Source organism: Duganella qianjiadongensis, from assembly GCF_009857915.1.
GTDB classification, from domain to species: domain Bacteria; phylum Pseudomonadota; class Gammaproteobacteria; order Burkholderiales; family Burkholderiaceae_D; genus Rugamonas; species Rugamonas qianjiadongensis.
Genome location: NZ_WWCM01000019.1, coordinates 61,655 through 77,894, shown reverse-complemented (window position 1 = coordinate 77,894; position 16,240 = coordinate 61,655). Strand labels below are relative to the sequence as shown.

13 protein-coding genes, 1 tRNA gene and 1 pseudogene are annotated in these 16,240 nt (G+C 58.3%); 4 read left to right on the top strand and 11 right to left on the bottom strand.

What is annotated here, in order from left to right; all coding sequences use genetic code 11:
* On the bottom strand, positions 1-742 hold a 742-nt coding region (locus GTP27_RS20285; protein ID WP_202416966.1), incomplete at its 3' end, for a hypothetical protein.
* 243 nt (positions 743-985) lie between these two features.
* A complete protein-coding gene (locus tag GTP27_RS20280) occupies positions 986-1,639 on the bottom strand; it encodes a hypothetical protein (RefSeq protein WP_161040923.1) in 654 nt (217 codons plus the stop codon).
* On the opposite strand from GTP27_RS20280, the gene GTP27_RS20275 reads away from it, so the two are divergent.
* Entirely contained in the window at positions 1,632-3,857 is a 2,226-nt protein-coding gene (locus GTP27_RS20275; protein WP_161040922.1) for a TrlF family AAA-like ATPase, read from the top strand. The genes GTP27_RS20280 and GTP27_RS20275 overlap by 8 nt on opposite strands.
* Before the next feature lie 179 nt (positions 3,858-4,036).
* Here the strand turns inward: GTP27_RS20275 and GTP27_RS20270 are convergent.
* A pseudogene (locus tag GTP27_RS20270) lies at positions 4,037-4,150 on the bottom strand (GTPase); the annotation flags it as partial.
* 344 nt (positions 4,151-4,494) lie between these two features.
* Between GTP27_RS20270 and GTP27_RS23880 the strand changes: the two are divergent.
* Complete coding sequence (locus GTP27_RS23880) at positions 4,495-5,781, top strand: NF038122 family metalloprotease (protein WP_229634254.1); 1,287 nt, start codon at positions 4,495-4,497, stop codon at positions 5,779-5,781.
* 109 nt (positions 5,782-5,890) lie between these two features.
* Positions 5,891-7,732, top strand: a complete 1,842-nt coding sequence (locus GTP27_RS20260) for a DUF885 domain-containing protein (protein WP_161040921.1) — start codon at positions 5,891-5,893, stop codon at positions 7,730-7,732.
* 36 nt (positions 7,733-7,768) lie between these two features.
* Here the strand turns inward: GTP27_RS20260 and GTP27_RS20255 are convergent, their stop codons facing one another.
* The 8 genes from GTP27_RS20255 to GTP27_RS20220 form a co-directional block, all read right to left on the bottom strand.
* Entirely contained in the window at positions 7,769-9,064 is a 1,296-nt protein-coding gene (locus GTP27_RS20255; protein WP_161040920.1) for an amidohydrolase, read from the bottom strand.
* Positions 9,065-9,114: 50 nt separating this feature from the next.
* On the bottom strand, positions 9,115-9,699 hold the full coding sequence (gene pth, locus GTP27_RS20250) for an aminoacyl-tRNA hydrolase (protein ID WP_155436340.1): 585 nt from the start codon (positions 9,697-9,699) through the stop codon (positions 9,115-9,117).
* 120 nt (positions 9,700-9,819) lie between these two features.
* A complete protein-coding gene (locus GTP27_RS20245) occupies positions 9,820-10,416 on the bottom strand; it encodes a 50S ribosomal protein L25/general stress protein Ctc (protein ID WP_161040919.1) in 597 nt (198 codons plus the stop codon).
* Positions 10,417-10,604: 188 nt separating this feature from the next.
* Positions 10,605-11,555, bottom strand: coding sequence for a ribose-phosphate pyrophosphokinase (locus tag GTP27_RS20240; RefSeq protein WP_155436342.1), 951 nt, complete (start codon positions 11,553-11,555; stop codon positions 10,605-10,607).
* Between the two features lie 158 nt (positions 11,556-11,713).
* Positions 11,714-11,790, bottom strand: a tRNA-Gln gene (locus GTP27_RS20235).
* A 74-nt stretch (positions 11,791-11,864) separates the two neighbouring features.
* Positions 11,865-12,743 carry a 4-(cytidine 5'-diphospho)-2-C-methyl-D-erythritol kinase gene (gene ispE, locus GTP27_RS20230; protein WP_161040918.1) on the bottom strand — a complete coding sequence of 293 codons (879 nt, stop codon included), beginning with the start codon at positions 12,741-12,743 and terminating at the stop codon, positions 11,865-11,867.
* Between the two features lie 5 nt (positions 12,744-12,748).
* On the bottom strand, positions 12,749-13,381 hold the full coding sequence (gene lolB / locus GTP27_RS20225) for a lipoprotein insertase outer membrane protein LolB (protein WP_308495303.1): 633 nt from the start codon (positions 13,379-13,381) through the stop codon (positions 12,749-12,751).
* Positions 13,382-13,392: 11 nt separating this feature from the next.
* Positions 13,393-15,201, bottom strand: a complete 1,809-nt coding sequence (locus GTP27_RS20220) for a tetratricopeptide repeat protein (protein ID WP_161040917.1) — start codon at positions 15,199-15,201, stop codon at positions 13,393-13,395.
* Positions 15,202-15,403: 202 nt separating this feature from the next.
* On the opposite strand from GTP27_RS20220, the gene mutM reads away from it, so the two are divergent.
* Complete coding sequence (gene mutM / locus GTP27_RS20215) at positions 15,404-16,237, top strand: bifunctional DNA-formamidopyrimidine glycosylase/DNA-(apurinic or apyrimidinic site) lyase (RefSeq protein WP_161040916.1); 834 nt, start codon at positions 15,404-15,406, stop codon at positions 16,235-16,237.
* Positions 16,238-16,240 lie beyond the last annotated feature (3 nt).

Here is a 16,240-nt window from a genome sequence, read left to right as displayed (position 1 = left end):
GCATTTCCTCGGTCAAGCGCAAGTGGATTACTTTGGTTTGCTGCCGCCAGTCCAGTTGCGCAAAATTACTCGCCAGCTTAAAGTTGAACGCCTCGCTGTCAAAGATGCCCTCGAATTTACTAACCGAGACCATCGGCTTGTTACTCGAATTTGCCCGCCAATGAAGATCAATTACTTGGCGATCTAGCGCCAGGTTTTGTTCTGCAATACTTTTGGCTTTTTGGGGCAAGGGCGGCTGCGCCCGGAACCGTGGAGCATGCCGTTGGCGGAGGTTCATTTCTATATGGATAGCGCAGATCTCATCTCGCACAGCTTCGTAATGCATGCTCGACGTGGTCAGCTTACCTCGCCGAATTAGCGCATTAAGCTCATCTACAAGTGCGCCATTGGTGAAAGTGATATAGCGGCGACTATCCGGTTCCGGAAATACATACGATGCCGTCATGGTAGAAGCTACTTCGGCCATTGGTGCCGCACTGGGAGTGGTCGTAAGCGCGACGCGATCTTCATAAGTCGTGCGCTCTTGAACCTGGACTTGAGAGCCCGAGGAAACCTTCGACCGACTATCCTCGGCATCGTCTGGCAAGTCCGCCAAGAGATTATCCATTTCAATTTCGCTTGCGCAGCCGGCAACGACGCTACAAGCTTTACATTTAGGCGAGACATAGTTGTGGGAATCACGATTGGCAAAGCATGTTGGTTTTGCGAGTTTCGCGATCTCAGCGCTAACGTAAGCATTCATAATTCCACCTTCACCGAGGTGGTCCAGATCACCTTGCGTTGCGTTTGGCTCTTCCACCTACGATGAATTTTTTTAGATGCATTATTCATAAATTGTATTGCCCCAACATTTTTCTCGATTTCTTGATTTACAAGCGTCTCTAGGAGGCGGGGCAATTCCCCATTTTTAAAAATTCAAATGGCACTCGATTTGTAGGAGTGTCGAAGAATGAACCCGTCAACTGATAGTTATCAAGCCGCTTTACTATCTTTTTTGAAGTGCTTGCTTAAGTGCAGTGAGTTCATCTTCATACTGAACTCTCAAGATACAAGCAAAAAATTCACCGATGTCGAGCTGATAGTATTTTGCCAGCGGAGAAATCAAGGTGATATTCAGGTAGAACCGTCCGTTCTCGAACTCATCGCGCTGACGTTTGTTTTTCGCACTAATTGTATGAAGGCCGGCGCCATTTTGTTCAAGCATCAACCTACGCTCACGCAAAAAGGCTCCTAGTTCATCTGCGGTTTGGATGCTAGCAAGTGTTTGCACGGTTTCGGCTATCCGCCTAGTTGGCTGATAGCCTCGACGTCCTTGCAACCATTGCAGCGCGGATGCATTTTCGATAAAGACGGTTCCGTCAATTTTTCGCGCTTGCAGGATATTGTTGCTAATAGCATTCCGAACGGTGCGCTCATCAACGTTTGCGAGTAATGCAAGCTTTTCTAGTTCGATCTCCATTCCCTCATCGATTGCATGCCTACCATCGCCGAGTCTGACAATTCGATGCCAGATTGAAGCGGGCTCATAATTCTTAGTCGTGAGAAGTGACAAGATCTCAGCGCCATCGAGGACGGTGTTTACCACATCCTGATCTGGTGGCTCAAAGCCGTCTACTGCATAGTCAAAGAGGTTGGACAATGTTTGCCATGCAGAAGATGCCACCTTTGCCGGCCTCTTGCAGGCTATCACTGAATTCGAGGATCGAGTGTTTGTCGGCGACACACCACCCAAACGGTTGCTAGTCAATGGCAATCGCACAAAATACGCATCAAAGATTCGTATCAACCGCAAACCTGGCTCAAATTTGGCTGACACATGGTTTGATGTCGAGCTTCCATTGAGCCACGATTTGGTTGCGATCATCGGCAACAAGGGCAGTGGGAAGAGCGCTATGGCCGACATCGCTGCGCTGGCTGGCGATACCAAGAATTTTAAGAGCTTCTCGTTCTTGAATGAACGGCGCTTCCGAAATCCTCGAAATAAGTTGGCCCCCCATTTCGTTGGGGCCCTAGGCTGGCACGATGGCACCGACTCGGAGCGACAGCTCGACCAAGACCCGACCGATACCAGCGTCGAGCGGGTCAAGTATCTTCCGCAGAGCTATTTGGAAACCCTCTGCAACGAGCTTGGCGAGGGTGGTTCGTCAACCTTCGACACCGAACTTCGCAAAATCATCTACACACATGTCCCGGAAGAGGACCGCCTTGACTACAACTCGATGGATGATCTGCTCAACTTCAAAGTGGCCGAAATTGAAAGCGCGCGCGAGCAATTGGTTAAAGAAATATCGAAAACGAACGCCGATATCCTACAGACTGAAAAGCGGCTCAGCCATGATTTTAAGCAGTCTCTCCAAGAACAGCTCGACGCTAAGATCGCCGAACTGACGGCTCTCGACAGTGCAAAGCCAGCCCAAATCGATGACCCGACAACTTCGGACGCAGCCAAGGAAGAGTCCAAAGCAGCGACAGAAAAAATAGAGACCCTGGAGAATGAACTCAAGAAGCTACGTGAAGAGGAGAAACAACTCCGCGACGTGAAGGCAGTGCAGGCTAAGCGACAAGCCATCCTGAGTCGAATATCCCAAGCCATTGGCAATCACAAGAAACTTCACGATCAATTTGCCGCAGAGTTGGCCAAAATGTTGGCGGAAGTCGACGAAAATTTGAAGGTGGCTGACCTCGTGGATTTGAAGATTGACACAAAGAAGATCGAGGCTGTCAGTAAAGCAGCACAAGACATAATCTCGACTGTTGATGCCGCCCTCGTCGACCAAGAGCCAACGGGACTCAGCAAGCGACGCGAAGTCGCCGAGACAGACTTGTCGGAGATAAAAGGCAAGCTCGACGAGAAGCAGCGTCTTTTCATCATCTATAAAGAGCAGGTCGCAAGATGGGAGCGCGCCAAGGAAGATCTGGTGGGCGACAAGGACAAAGCCCATTCGATCGTGTGGTTCAAATCAGAAATCGAGTCACTCGCGTCCCTGCCCGAAAAACTTTCGGAGTTGAAGACAAAACGACAGGAGCTTGCCAAACGGGCCCATGAACAGATAGTAAAGACAGTCGAGGAATATCGCCGGCTATATGAGCCCGTGCAGGAGTTCGTTAAGTCCGCAGCCCAGATGGATATGCACCTGCCCCTAGATTTTGACGTGCGCATCGAAGAGACTAATTTCCAAGAACAATTCCTTGCAAAGATCAACCGCCAATCCCGCGGTAGCTTCTCCGGCGTGGACGAAAGCAACCAGCTCACTCGCGGGCTATTGCAGGAAGCTAATTTCGGGGATGTAGACTCCACGGTCAAATTCCTCGAAACGATCGACGACATGCTGCACTTTGACCGCCGAGATTTGGGCGGCGGCCGTGAAGTCAAATTCGCCGATCAGCTTCGCCGTGGCGGCGAGCCGCAAGACATCTTAGACTATCTGTTCGGCATGAGCTACCTAACCCCTAGGTATTCGCTGACCTTTGACAAACAGGAGATCAGCCAGCTCTCACCCGGCGAGCGTGGACTGCTATTACTTGTCTTCTACCTGCTGGTGGACAAGGATGACATTCCCATCATCATTGACCAACCTGAAGAGAATCTCGACAACCAAACCATATTTAAAGTGCTCGTCAAATGCATCAAGGCGGCCAAACAACGCCGCCAAGTTATCATGGTGACACACAACCCCAACCTTGCAGTGGTGTGCGATGCCGAACAAATCATCTGCGCCACATGTGACAAGGTGGAGAATAGGTTCAACTACATATCGGGTGGTATTGAGTCACCTTCTATCAAAGCTAGGGTTTTGGAGATTCTTGAAGGCACTGAGCCCGCATTTAAAAATCGCAAGCAGAAGTATGGGCTATGAATACTAATCTAGCTGCAGAACAGAAATCTGTTTTTAGTAGATAATGAATGCTCTCGATGCAAATCAGGAACGCGCCCGATCGCACCATTGGGTAGAAAAAACTCGAGCGTTTTTTGTGCGAATTTTGTGAAAGTTTCGCGGCAGGAATCAGCAAACCATTGATCTGAAAGGGGATTTCAGTCAATCGTGCAGAAGGGATAGTTTTCGGCAGGAATGCCAGCCTTGGTCAGGGCATTGAACAGGGTAGATTTACCGACGTTGGGCAGACCCACGATACCGCATTTGAGACTCATGAATAATCCTTAAAGTTCAACGAGTTAGGCGGATTCAGATCGTGGCATCACATGCCATGCATGACTCTGTTGCAACCACCGTCACTACTGTAAATGACAACAAAAACCCGTCCATTCCAGCGCGGGCGCTGAATCTGGCGCGAGTCTTGTCCGAGAATCCCGCTATTGTACCCTTCCGCGCGGCCCTTCTCCAAAAGCATGCAGCCCTTCTTTGTATTGATTGTTGATAAAACGATAATTTCAGCGGGCACTAACATCTCCTTACGGACACAGCCGTGTCCAGCGGTGTCCGCTCCGGCACCTGCAGTCCCTGCTCTGCGCCACTTCAACCAGGAGATCTCGCCATGCCAACCTATTTGCTCCCCTGCACCCTGCTGCTAGCTGCCCTCGCCATGCCGGCCGCGCCTGCCCGCGCGGCCAATATCATCCTGATCGACAGCCACCATAGCTTCAGCAATTCTCCGCAAGCCCTGTATGCCTTCCAGAAAGCCGCCAACTACTGGAACAAAACCCTGAGCAACAACGCCACCATCCGCATCGACATCGACTTCGCCGCACTGGGCAGCAATGTGCTCGGCAGCACCAGCAGCAATTCCAATGTAGTGACCGTGGCGGACATCTATCACGGCCTGCAAAGCACGGGCAGCAGCAGTCTGGACAGCGTAGCTGTGAGCCATCTGGCGCCACTGGCCAACGGCACTGACCTCAGCATGCGGGTCAATGCCTACATCGATCCGGCCAGCAAATCCGGCGTTGATCCCAACGCGCCCAGCCGCATCTCCAGCGGCAACAACACCATCAACCACTACCTCGACGTGAATAGCGCCGTGCTCAAGGCCATGGGCATGCATGCCGACTACAGCGGCAGCTATGCCAGCCGCCAGACCGATGCGCAGATTACCTTCAGTTCCGATTTCGCCTTCGACTACAACCCGGCCGACGGCATAGGCCCGGGCAAATACGACTTTACCGCCGTAGCCGTGCATGAACTGGGCCACGCACTGGGCTTTGTCAGCGGAGCCGACGTGTTCGATATCGTCGGCGGCAACGGTCCGCTGGCGCCTGCCTTCAATGCCGGCGCTTTCGGCTCGACTAACATCGACGACTTCGCCATCGGCAGCACGCTGGACCTGTTCCGCTATGGCGCCGCGGTCGATCACGGCACGCGCTATCTGAACTGGGGCGCCAACAAGACTGCCTTCTTTTCCATCGACGGCGGCGCCAGCATCTTCAACCAGTCGCCGGCGCAGCAGGAAGCTGCCCTGTTCTCCACCGGCGCCTACAATGGCGACGGCCATCAGGCTTCGCACTGGCGCGATAACATCGACATCCCCGATCTGGGCGGCCTGTGCTTCCTCAGTACCCGCTCGGTGGGCATCATGGACCCCACCTTTGCCGCCTGCGCGGAAGGCGCGGTGACCCAGAACGATCTGGCTGCCTTTGATGCCATGGGCTGGAACCTCAACCAGAACATACTGAACCAGCCCGGTTACCGCGCCAGTTCGGCCGATATCTACGCCATGGAAGGGCTGGCGCAAGCGGTACCGGAACCTGCCAGCTACGCCATGCTGCTGGCCGGTCTGGGCATCGCTGGCGGACTGGCACGGCGCCGTAACAGCCAGCAGGCCTGAGCTGGCGCAGGCGGGCCAATACGGGGGGCGCAGCGGCTGCGCCCCCTGTTGCATACGGCAGCAGAAATGCTAGACTGCCCGCGCTAGTCATCACTGCCGAGGAAACCGTATGCCGATCGTCCGCCGTCCCCGTTCCGCCCTTACCGCCACCCTGCTCGCCGCCGCCCTGCTGGGCACTTGCGCCACCCTGCCCGCCAGTGCCGCGCCGCGCAGCAAACATAGCGACAGCGTCCAAGCCGGCAACGCCCAGCAGCAGCTGGCGCGCATCGCCGCCGACTTCCACCGCGCGCGCTGCCGCTTCGATCCGCTGCTGTTTGCCACCGCCAACGGCGACAGCCGCTACGACGATCAATTAGGTCTGGCGATTTCGCCCAAGGTACGCGCCCAGCAGTTCAATCTGTACCGCGCCATGCAGAAGCAGCTGATGGCACTCAAGCGCAACGGGCTCAATGCGCAAGACCAGCTGACTTTCGAGCTGCTGACCTATGAGCTGAATAACGCCATGCAGCTCGAATCCTTCCCCGAGCACCTGCTGCCGCTCAATCACTTCGATAACGTCCCTAGCACGCTGGCCAACTACGCCGACGGTAACGGCTCGCAGCCGCTCAACACGGTAGCGCAGTACCGCGCCTATCTGAGCCGCCTGAACCAGCTGCCGGGCTGGATAGACCAGGCCATCGTCAATATGCGCGCAGGCATCCGTAGCGGTGTGGTGCAGCCAGCCGCCATCACGCAAGCCCTGCTGCCGCAGATGCGCGCGCTGCGTGCCAGCAGCACTGAAGCCAGTATCTACTACAGCCCCGTCAAACATTTCCCCGCCAGCTTTAGCGCCGCCGAGCAGAAGCAGCTGAGCGCCGCCTTCCACAGCAGCGTAGAAAAAGGCATCGCACCGGCCCTCAACCGCCTCGTGCAATTCCTCGAAACCGACTACCTGCCGGCCAGCCGTGCCAGCACCGGCTGGAGTGCACTGCCGAACGGCGCGGCATGGTATGCGGCCCGCATCAAGGACAGCACCAACCTGCCCCTGTCTGCTGAAACCATCCACGCGCTGGGCCTGAAAGAAGTGGCACGCATCCAGCAGCAGATAGCGGAAGTAGCGCCCAAGCTGGGCTACACCGGACCGGCCAAGCTGCTGCCGCAATGGGTGGCCAAACAGGATCAGTACCGCATCTTCAGCAACGACGAACAGGTGCTGGATGCCTACCGCAAAATCTACGCGCAGGTGCAGGAAAAACTGCCCACCTATTTCAGTCTGATTCCGAAAGCCCAGCTGGAACTGCATCTGGAACCCGAGCTGACCCGTGCTACCGCATCCGACCACTACACGCCGCCCGCTGGCGACGGTTCCCATCCGGGCGTATTCTGGCCCGTGGTGAATGATCCCAAGCAGTACAGCCGGGTGGATATGGTCAGCCTGTTCCTGCATGAAGGCGTGCCGGGCCACCACCTGCATGCGGCCCTGCTGAAAGAACTCGATCTGCCCGACTTCCGCAAATTCAGCACGGAGAACCAGAACAGCGCTGCCTACACGGAAGGCTGGGCCCTGTATTCGGAAACGCTGGGCCGCGAAATGGGCCTGTACGAAGATCCGGTAGCCTACTTCGGCCACCTGAATGCGGAAATGCTGCGCGCCGCACGTCTGGTGGTGGATACCGGCATGCACGCCCAAGGCTGGAGCCGCGAACAGGCCATCGCCTATCTGGTGGACACACTGGGCTGGCCGGAAGCCCGCGCCAAAAACCAGATCGAGCGCTATATGGTCTGGCCGGCGCAAGCGCTCAGCTACAAGATCGGTGCGCTGAAAATTCAGGAACTGCGCAAGCGCGCGCAGGATGCACTGGGCGACAAATTCAGTTTCCCGCAGTTCCACGCGGTGGTGATAGGCGACGGCACCCTGCCGCTGCCGATACTGGAAGCGCGCGTCAACCGCTGGATCGCGGCCACGCGCTAAACGGCTAGCCGCTGGCTCCAGCGGCTAGTCTGCCCCTCACTGCATCACGTTCATGACCGCCAACACCATCGCCTGTGCGGCGGTCTTGATCGAAGGTTCCGGTACCGGCGCATAGTAAGGCGAATGGTTGAAGGCCAGCGGTTTGCCGCCCGGCTTTTCGGATTCCGCCACGGCGGCCGCATCGTACACGCCGGTGAAGAAGAACATGCCGGGCACGCCCTGATTGACGAATTCGGAGAAGTCTTCGCTGGCCGTCATGGCCGGACGGCGCACCACATTGGCGGCGCCGAAAGCCTGCTCGAACACAGGCGCAGTACGCGCCACCAGCGCTGCGCTGTTATCGATGGCAGCGCCGCCAGCGATCAGTTCCACATCCGGCGCCGGCGCATCGGCCATCGCCGCCGATGCGTTGGCAATGCGGCGCACACCGGCCAGCAGCTTGGCCCGTACTTCCGGGCTGTAGGAACGGATGGTGCCACGCACGCGCACGGAATCGGGAATGATGTTGCCCACCGTGCCGCCGTTGATGGCGCCTATCGTCACCACGCCGAATTCCTTGGGATCTTTTTCGCGGCTCACCACAGTCTGCACATCGACCACGAAACGGGCCGCGATGGTGACTGGGTCGAGCGCCTTGTCCGGTGCCGAGCCGTGGCCGCCGCGTCCTTTGAAGGTGATTTCGATGGCGTCGGAATTGGACGATACGGGGCCGCTGTTATAGCCGATAGTGCCGTAAGCGTGCGGCCAGCTATGCAGGGCAAAGGCGTAATCGGGTTTGCCGAAGCGGCGGAACAGGCCATCATCGAGCATGGCCTTGGCACCGCTGACGATTTCCTCGGCCGGCTGGCCGATGAACATCAGCGTTCCCTTCCACTGCGATTTCATGGCCACCAGCGTGCGCGCTGCACCCAGCCATGCCGTCATGTGCACATCGTGGCCGCAGCTATGCGCCACCATGGTGTCTTTGCCATCGAGCAGGGCGTGGGCCTTGCTGGAAAACGGGAAGCCGGATTTCTCTTCCATCGGCAAGCCGTCCATTTCGGTACGCACCAGCACCAGCGGGCCGGGGCCGTTGCGGAATATCGCCACCACGCCGGTCTTGCCGACTTTTTCCGTCACCTCGAAACCGAGGCTGCGCATTTCTGCCGCCAGTTTGGCTGCCGTGCGCTGTTCCTGAAACGCGATTTCCGGGTGCGCGTGCAGATCCTTGTAGATCGCATCGAGTTGCGGATACATGGCATTGACCTGCGAGGCCACGGCAGTGGCATCGAGGGCGTGGGCGCTGTGCGCCCCCATGGCAAACAGCAGAGCAGCGAGCGGCAGAGATTTCATCGGTGGTTTCCTTGCTGGCGTGATCAAAATGCCAGCATACCACCGCCCACTCAGGCCGTATGCAACTTCATGGTGGCTGCTTCGAATTTACCTTCGACGATCTGGTTCATCACCAGCAGCGATTTATCAATTGCCTGCTCGATCAGATCCTGCTCCTCGCGGCGCGGGCGGTGCAGCACGAAATCGGCCACCGGCTGCTGCAGGCCCAGCGTACGCGGATGGCCGATGCCTAGGCGCAGCCGCCAGTAGTCCTGCGTGCCGAGGGCCGCTGTAATGTCTTTCAGGCCGTTGTGCCCCCCGGCCGAACCGCCTTTTTTGAGCCGCGCAATGCCGGGCATCAGATCGAGTTCGTCATGCACTACCAGCACCTGATCGGGCGTGATCTTGAAGAAGCGGCATAGTGCACCAACCGACTGGCCGGAGCGGTTCATATAGGTTTGCGGTTCCAGCAGATACACTTCCTGACCGGCCACGCTAGTGCGCGCCATCAGCGCGTTATAACGCGTTTCGCGCTGCAAGCGGGTGCCGGGCAGGCTGTTGGCGAGATTATCCACCAGCCAGAAGCCGGCATTGTGGCGGGTTTGTTCGTATTCGGCGCCGGGGTTGCCGAGACCAACGATGAGACGGATAGGCATAAAATTTAGCGCGGCAAAAATAGGGTCGGGCATAAAAAAACCCCCGCTGGCAGTGCGCACCAGAGTGCGATCAGACCAGCGGGGGCTGCACTAGCTACCGCCCGCGGGCGGCATCAGTGATTACTTCTTTTCTTCAGCAGCGGCTTCAGCCGATACGTGACCAGCAGGTACCGAAGCGGTAGCGATGGTCAGGTTGGCGCCGTGGGTTACAGCGGTCACGCCAGCTGGCAGAACCAGGTCGCCTACGTGCAGCGAGTGGCCAACGTCGATGTTTGCCAGGTCAACGGTGATGAACTCTGGCAGGTCTTTAGGCAGGCACGATACGTCGATTTCGTTAGCAACGTGGCTGATGGTTGCGCCGTGCAGCTTAACAGCTGGCGAAACGTCAGCGTTGACGAAGTGCAGAGCCACTTTGGTGTGCATTTTCTTGTTCTGGTCTACGCGCTGGAAGTCAGCGTGCAGAACCAGTTGTTTGAATGCGTGGACTTGGAAGTCACGCAGCAGCACTTGCTGGGAAACGCCGTCGATTTCCAGATCCAGGATCGACGAGTGGAACGCTTCTTTTTTCAGCGCGTGGTACAGGGCGTTGTGGTCCAGCGAGATGGTGATTGCTGGCTCGGTACCGCCGTAAACGATACCTGGGGTCTGGCCCGAATTGCGCAGGCGGCGGCTCGCTCCGGAACCTTGCAATTCGCGTTTGAATGCTACAACTTTCATGTGATACTCCAAAAATTACAGGGCTCGCGCCCCGTGTTAGGAAGCCCCCGCGACCAGGGTGCTTCAGAATATGGGTCTTGCGACCCATGCAACCGGAACAACAACGGCGCAACGGCAAAAGCCGGTGCGCCGCGTAAAACTTTTATCAACACCGCAGCGCAGGCTGCGGCATCGCGTCTCGCTCAAACTTAGTCGATGAACAGGGAGATCACGGAATCACCCTTGACGATACGTTTGAAGGTCTCTGCCAGCAGCGGTGCGCAGGTCAGCTGACGGATCTTGTCGCAGGCCTTGGCAGCTTCGGACAGGGGAATCGTGTCGGTCACAACCAGCTCGTCCAGCGAGGATGTGGTGATACGTTCGATCGCAGGGCCCGACAGCACAGGGTGGGTGCAATACGCGATGACTTTCTTGGCGCCGCGCTCTTTCAGCACTTCTGCCGCTTTCACCAGCGTACCGGCGGTATCGACCATGTCGTCCATGATCACGCAGTTACGGCCTTCGACTTCACCGATGATGTTCATCACTTCGGACACGTTGGCCTTAGGACGACGCTTGTCGATGATGGCCAGATCGCAGCCCAGACGTTTGGCCAGTGCACGTGCGCGCACTACACCGCCCACGTCGGGCGACACCACCAGCAGATCCTGGTAGTTTTTCTTCTGCAGGTCGCCCAGCAGCACTGGCGATGCGTAGATGTTATCTACCGGGATATCGAAGAAGCCCTGAATCTGGTCTGCGTGCAGATCCATGATCAGGACGCGCTCGACGCCCGCTTCTTCCAGCATATTGGCGACGACTTTAGCCGAGATCGCCACACGTGCCGAACGGGGGCGACGGTCTTGACGGGCATAGCCGAAATAAGGAATTGCAGCAGTGATACGACCAGCGGATGCACGTTTCAGCGCATCGACCATCAGGATCAGTTCCATCAGGCTGTCGTTAGTAGGGGCGCAGGTCGATTGCAGCACGAAGACGTCTTTACCGCGGACGTTTTCGTTAATCTCTACCATCACTTCGCCGTCCGAGAATTTCGAAACGTTTGCCTTGCCGAGAGGGATGCCGAGATTTTTGACGACCCCTTCTGCCAATGCAGGATTAGCGTTGCCGGTAAAAACCATCAGGTTTTCGAAAGCCATTGGGAGTCCCAGAGAAAAGTCGAAGAATTTTTTGAACAGCCGCCGGCAGTGCTGCCGACGCTATGTGTACTAAGTAGAATGTCCCGCTCCAGGCGAGACACTTTTGCCTTATCCGGCCGGAGACTGCTTCAGCCTCGACGGTTCCAGATACAAACGAATGGCAGGGGAACAAGGATTCGAACCTTGGTATGCCGGAATCAAAATCCGGTGCCTTAACCAGCTTGGCGATTCCCCTACGCAACTGACTGCTTGTCGTTACAGGCCGATATTATACAGCCTTTTTAACGCTAAGCCAAATCTTTTTACGCTTCACAACATCGCGTCTAGCGGGTGATGATGGAGCGTCTGGGCTTTCCACGCTTTCCACTTTGCCGGTACTTTTTCGAGTACCGCCGCCGCTTCAGCTTCGGAGGCCAGCGCACAGAACACACATGCACCAGAGCCAGTCATCCTGGCATCGCCATACGCTGCTAGCCACGCTACCGCTTCTGCTACCGGCGGATATAACTGCGCTGCTACCTGCTGTAAGTCGTTCTTTCCAAACTCTCTTAAACCGTTCCGATTTGCGAGGTGGCTGGAAAAGTCCGCTATTATGACGGGCGGAGTATCCCTTGTCAAATATTCTGAAGAAAAAATTGCAGCCGTAGGCACTTCGACGCCCGGTTCGATCACCACATACCAGCAATCGGCCGCCTGTACCGGCTGCAGTGCCTCGCCCACGCCTTCGGCAAAGGCGGTCTGGCCGAAGATAAAGAAAGGAATGTCCGCCCCCAGCGGCAGGCCCAGCGCCATCAGTTCCTCGCGGCTCAGGCCAGCCTGCCACAGATGGTTGAGCACCATCAGCGTGGTGGCCGCATCGGACGAACCGCCACCGAGCCCGCCGCCCATAGGCAAGATCTTATGCACCGAAATATCCACGCCGCGCGGCAAGTGCCCCGTACGGCGCAGCACTTCGGCCTGCAGCAGGCGGGCAGCGCGGATAATCAGGTCGCGTTCCTGCGGCACGCCAGCCAGTTCGGTGACGCGGAAAATCTGCTGGTCGTCGCGCAGGGTGAAGTCGAGGCGGTCGCCATGGTCCACCATCTGGAACACGGTCTGCAGCAGATGGTAGCCATCGGCGCGGCGGCCATTGACGTGCAGGAAGAGATTAAGTTTGGCCGGAGCCGGGCAATGTTTCAAACTTGTCATGTGAATTATTCTGCGACGGTAGGACGGAGGGCGATGCGGATCGCCAGTTCCTCCACCTCCCCCGCGCCGAGGCGGGTCAGTTCTATACGTTTGGGCTGCGCTACCGCCGCCTGTTCATCCTGCCACGTCATGTACTCGACTTTCCAGCCGTCGCGCGTGACCACCGTGTTACGGGCCGGCGAAGCGCTGAAACGCTGGCCCTGTGCATCGGTGGCATAGCCTTGCAGCCAGTCGCGCAGGCCCGCGACGGGCAGGCTCCAGCCCAGCGTCTGCGTAGTCAGGCTGTCGAGATCGGCGGCTGTGCGCAGCGGCTGGCCGCTCTGCTGCAGGCTGGCCTGCTGCGGCGTGACATGCAGCACCGCCACGGTCTGGCCCGTGGGCGATACCAGCGTGACATCCGTGGCCGCCGGCGTCTGCTGCCACTGGAAGGTGCCGGTCAGCGATTCGCGCTTGCCGTCGCGCAAGTAGTTAATCCCTATCGAGCCCTGCAGGGCCAGCGTGTCGCGGTAAGGGGCTACCGGCGCGGCAGATTGCACCGCGCCACCCGTGGTGGCGCAGCCGCCCAGCACCAGGATGGAACTCAGGCTCAGGGCAGTCAGCAGCGCACGGCGGCGCGAAAATGGGCGAGTAGTCATCATGTAGAAACTTATCAGAGGCTTTGCTTGAGGCGCGCCAGCGTGCTTTTCAGTACATCGTTCTGCGGGTCTTTGCCCTGAGCTTCCTGCCAGAGTTTTCTGGCCGCCGCCTGATCGCCTTTGACGAACAGCACTTCACCGAGGTGGACGGCAATTTCCGCATCATTGCGCACGGCATAAGCACGGCGCAGCATGGACTCGGCTTCGTCGAGATTGCCCATGCGGAATTGCACCCAGCCCATGCTATCCATGATGTAGGGGTCGCCGGGCGCCATTTTCAGCGCCTTGTCGATCAGACTATAGGCTTCCGGCAGGCGCTCGTTGCGCTCGGCCAGCGAGTAACCGAGTGCGTTGTAGGCCTGCTGGTTATCGGGTGCGGCGATCATGACCTGACGCAGCGTTTTTTCCATCAGATCCATTTTGCCCAGCTTTTCGGCCAGCAGGGCAAACTCGTACAGCAGGTCGGGATTGCCGGGGAAGCGCTGGTTGGCATTTTCCAGCACCACGAAGGCAGTCAGCACATCGCCCGCATCGCGCAGCAACTGCGCATCGACCAGGAACACCTGAGCCTGATCATTCTGGTCCGCAGGCTTGAGTTCGGCCAGCTGGGCGCGGGCCTCGTCCACTTTGCCCTGCCGTGCCGTCAGCTGGGCCATTTTCAGGCGCGCTGCCAGATATTCCTTTTCATCGCCGCCTTCGATCTGCTCCAGCCAGTTGTAGGCGGCAGCCAGATCGCCACGATGTTCGGCTATCTGCGCCAGTATGATCAGCACCTTGGACGGATCACGCTCGTCGTTAGGCTGCTGCGCCAGCACTTCCACATAACGCGACAGGTATTTTTCCGCAGCGGCCAGATCGTTGCTCTGCATGGCCATGGCGCCCAGCGAGTACAGCGTGGCCAGATTGTCCGGCTGGTCCTTGAGCAAGGTGAGGAACTGCTCGCGGGCCGCATCGATCTGTTTGGCGTCCACCAGTATGCGGGCATAGGCAGCGCGCACTTCGTTGGCATGCGGGTGCTGGGTCAGGAAATCCGACAGCACCGCCAGCGCTTTATCGAGACTGCCGGAAACCTGCGCCTTGGTCAGCACGGCCAGTTCCGAATCGGCCTTGATGGCCAGCGCCCGTTCCGCTTCCGTCGCAGCGCGCGCTGCGTCGTTAAGGGCGAAAGCGCTCTGCGCCAGTATCAGGTGCGGCTCCAGCATGGCGTCATACGGCGCCAGCACGCGCTCCAGCAGTGCGAAGGTAGCCTGCTTGTCCTTCAGATGCAGCATCAGCTGCTGCATCTGGAACATGGCCAGCGGACGCGCTTTCACTGGCAACTGCCTGAGGCGCAGGGCGAACAGCTGCTCCGCCTCGCGCAGATCGGGGTTATTGACCAGAAAACCCAGTTGCAGCTGGATAGCCTCGTCCGATTCCGGTGCCAGTCCGCGCCACAGGCGGATGGCCGACAGCGCTTCCGGGCCCTGCTTGGCCGTCATGGCCATTTCCGTGGCGCGCTGCGCCAGCCGCGGGTCGCGCGTCTGCTGGGCCAGCGCCAGCATGGTGATGTACGGCCCCTGCCAGTTACCCTGCTTGAATTCCAGTTCGGCCTTGGTAATCCGGAACACCAGCTCGCTGGTCAGCTCCACATTGGGCAGCACCACGGGCGGCGTATCGTCGCTGGCCGCAGGCGCCTCGGCGGCGGCAGCAGCGGGCGCGGCGGCCGGCTGACCCGCAGGCGGTGCATCGGCGGCGGGAGTCGTCACGGGAGTAGCCAGTTGCGGGGCGGTGGCACATGCTGACAGCAGGGCCGACAAGGTTACAATGGCAAAAGCGTTTTTCAAGGGTAAATCCTGGCGATCGGTATGGTTACGGACAGATTTTACGCCCTGCACCGGGCTGGCGTGTTTGACTAGTGTAACCAAATATTCCGATCCGTCACCTTTCGGCGCCTGCGGCAGGCAATTCGCGGCCCGCCGGAGCAGCGCAATATCGCCCTGATCAACCCGGTTCCCTTTCAACCTCAGCCTACCCGAAGCGAAACAGATGCCAGAATTACCAGAAGTTGAAGTCACGCGGCGCGGCGTCGCGCCCCACCTCGAAGGCCGCACCGTCCATTCCGTGGTGATGCGGCGCGATGGCCTGCGCTGGCCCTTTCCGCCCGAACTCAATCAACTGCTGGCAGGACGCACCGTGCGCGCTACCGGGCGGCGCGGCAAATATCTGCTCGTGCATTTCGACCATGGCACACTGATTATCCATCTCGGCATGTCCGGCCATTTACGCATCATGCCGGCCGGCATAGCGCCGGAAAAGCATGACCATATCGATCTGGTCGTGCACAGCGACGCAGGCCTGCAGGCGCTGCGCATGAAAGACCCGCGCCGCTTTGGCGCCGTGCTCTGGCACGATGCCGCCGACGGCGCGCTGGAACATCACGTGCTGCTGCGCGAACTGGGCGTGGAACCGCTGGAAGCGGGCTTCACCGGCAAGCTGCTGTACGACCGCACACGCGGGCGCAGCACGGCCGTCAAACTGGCCCTGCTGGCCGGCGATATCGTGGTCGGCGTAGGCAATATCTATGCATCGGAAAGCCTGTTCCGCGCCCGCATCAACCCGAAAACACCGGCCGGCCGCATCAGTCTGGCCCGCTACGAAACACTGGCCAGCACCGTGCGCGAGGTGCTGGCCGAAGCCATCGTGCAGGGCGGCAGCACCTTGCGTGACTTTATTGCCGTAAATGGCCAGTCCGGTTACTTCCAGCAGACCTATTTCGTCTATGATCGTGCTGGTGTGCCGTGCAAAGTGTGCGGTACGCCTATCCGGCAGATCAAGCAGGGCCAGCGTTCCACCTTTTACTGCGTGCATTGCCAAAAATAAGGG

Excerpts from the sequence above, each read along its gene's own strand:
- GTP27_RS23880 (WP_229634254.1), top strand. The coding sequence starts at position 4,495 with ATGCCAACCTATTTGCTCCCCTGCACCCTGCTGCTAGCTGCCCTCGCC.
- GTP27_RS20260 (WP_161040921.1), top strand. The coding sequence starts at position 5,891 with ATGCCGATCGTCCGCCGTCCCCGTTCCGCCCTTACCGCCACCCTGCTC.
- GTP27_RS20255 (WP_161040920.1), bottom strand. The coding sequence starts at position 9,064 with ATGAAATCTCTGCCGCTCGCTGCTCTGCTGTTTGCCATGGGGGCGCAC.
- pth (WP_155436340.1), bottom strand. The coding sequence starts at position 9,699 with ATGCCTATCCGTCTCATCGTTGGTCTCGGCAACCCCGGCGCCGAATAC.
- GTP27_RS20245 (WP_161040919.1), bottom strand. The coding sequence starts at position 10,416 with ATGAAAGTTGTAGCATTCAAACGCGAATTGCAAGGTTCCGGAGCGAGC.
- GTP27_RS20240 (WP_155436342.1), bottom strand. The coding sequence starts at position 11,555 with ATGGCTTTCGAAAACCTGATGGTTTTTACCGGCAACGCTAATCCTGCA.
- ispE (WP_161040918.1), bottom strand. The coding sequence starts at position 12,743 with ATGACAAGTTTGAAACATTGCCCGGCTCCGGCCAAACTTAATCTCTTC.
- lolB (WP_308495303.1), bottom strand. The coding sequence starts at position 13,381 with ATGATGACTACTCGCCCATTTTCGCGCCGCCGTGCGCTGCTGACTGCC.
- mutM (WP_161040916.1), top strand. The coding sequence starts at position 15,404 with ATGCCAGAATTACCAGAAGTTGAAGTCACGCGGCGCGGCGTCGCGCCC.